Raw genomic sequence first — 1,791 nt, 5'->3', positions numbered from 1 at the left:
GCCTTCAGGACTCTGCTGAGGAATGCGTGATTCGAGCAGGACTGGGTCGTTGTTCCTCCGTGACTGTTGTGGTTATGGGCGGGAGGGCCGAGAGGGATGTCGTTGGAGTCGCGGGCTGATCATGGGGTGCCGGAGCTGACGGCCCGGGTGGTGCGGGCGGCCTTTCCCAAGGGGACGCTGGCGGTGCGGATCCGGGAGGCACTGGGCCCTCTGTTTGAGGACGGGGCGTTCGCCGGGGCGTTCGCCGTCCGGGGACGTCCGGCTGTTTCGCCGGGGGCGTTGGCGTTGGTATCGGTGTTGCAGTATGCGGAGGGGCTGACCGACCGACAGGCCGCTGACCAGGTACGGGCCCGGATGGACTGGAAGTTTCTGCTCGGCCTGGAGCTAGATGATTCCGGGTTCGATGCCTCCGTGCTGAGCCTGTTCCGTTCCCGTCTCATCGAGCACGGACTGGAACAGACGACGCTGGAGCTGGTACTGGAACGCCTGCGCGGGCTGGGCCTGCTGAAGGCTGGTGGCCGGCAGCGGACCGATTCCACGCACGTGCTGGCGGCGGTGCGGACGCTGAACCGGATGGAGTTCGTCGGCGAGACGTTGCGGGCCGTGCTGGAAGCGCTGGCGGTCGCGGCCCCGACATGGCTGTCCGGCCTGGTCACGACAGAATGGGCCGAGCGCTACGGGCCACGCGTGGACGATTACCGCTTTCCCAAGGGCGAAGAGGTCCGTGAACAATGGTCCGGGCAGGTCGGACGAGACGGGTTCTTCCTGTTGGACGCGGTCTACGCCCCCGCCGCTCCGGGCTGGCTGCGCGAGATCGAGGCGGTGCAGGTCCTGCGGGTCTCCTGGGTCCAGCAGTACCACCGTGACGAGAAGGGGGTGCGCTGGCGGGAGGGCAAGGATCTCCCGCCGGTTCATCACCGTTTGTGCTCGCCCTATGACACCGATGCCCGTTACGGGATCAAGCGTGGCTCGGGCTGGACCGGCTACAAGGCACACCTGACCGAGACCTGTGAGCCAGACGCACCGCATGTGATCACGCAGGTGGCCACCACGGACGCTGTGGTGGCCGACACCGAGATGACCAAACCAGTCCACCAGGCGCTCGCGGCACGGGAGTTGCTGCCGGACGTGCATGTCGTGGACGCCGGCTACACCACCGCCGCCCTGTTCCTGGCCGCGACCGAGCAGGGTATGGAACTGCTCGGTCCGGCCCCGCACGACAGCAGCCCGCAGTCGCGGCAGAATCAGGGCTTCTCCCGCGCCGACTTCACCATCGGCTGGGACGATGAAAGCGCCATCTGTCCGGCAGGGCACCGCAGCTTCGAGTGGTGGGAACAGAAACACCACCGCAACGGCACCCCCGTGCTCAAAGTGTTCTTCTCCGCCGAACACTGCCGCCCCTGCCCACAACAGGCCCTGTGCACCAAGCCACCGTCCGGGCGTCGGGGCAGAGGCATCACCTTCCTGCCCCGCGAACGCCACGAAGCCCTCGAAGCCGTCCGCCAGGCCCAGGACACCGACGATTGGAAGGCCCGCTATGCGATCCGGGCCGGGGTCGAAGGCACGATCTCCCAGGCCGTACGCGTCACCGGACTCCGCCGCACCCGCTACCGCGACCTGCCCACGACCCGGCTCGGCCACGTCTTCGCCGCCACGGCGCTCAACATTATCCGCATCGACCGATGGCTAACCGGCACTCCACTCGGCGGCACCCACATCTCCCGCCTCGAAGCCCTCATGCTCGCGGCCTGACAACCCGTTTTGCGGATTCCTCAGCAGAGTCCTTCAGGC

General features: G+C 67.4%; 1 protein-coding gene. It reads left to right on the top strand.

All coding sequences use genetic code 11. The features are described from left to right. Positions 1 to 126: 126 nt before the first annotated feature. Positions 127 to 1,752, top strand: a complete 1,626-nt coding sequence (locus ACFU8W_RS52405) for an IS1182 family transposase (protein ID WP_384052979.1) — start codon at positions 127 to 129, stop codon at positions 1,750 to 1,752. Positions 1,753 to 1,791 lie beyond the last annotated feature (39 nt).

The organism is Streptomyces sp. NPDC057565, assembly GCF_042801455.1.
GTDB classification, from domain to species: domain Bacteria; phylum Actinomycetota; class Actinomycetes; order Streptomycetales; family Streptomycetaceae; genus Streptomyces; species Streptomyces yanii.
This window is presented reverse-complemented; position numbering and strand designations above follow the sequence as displayed.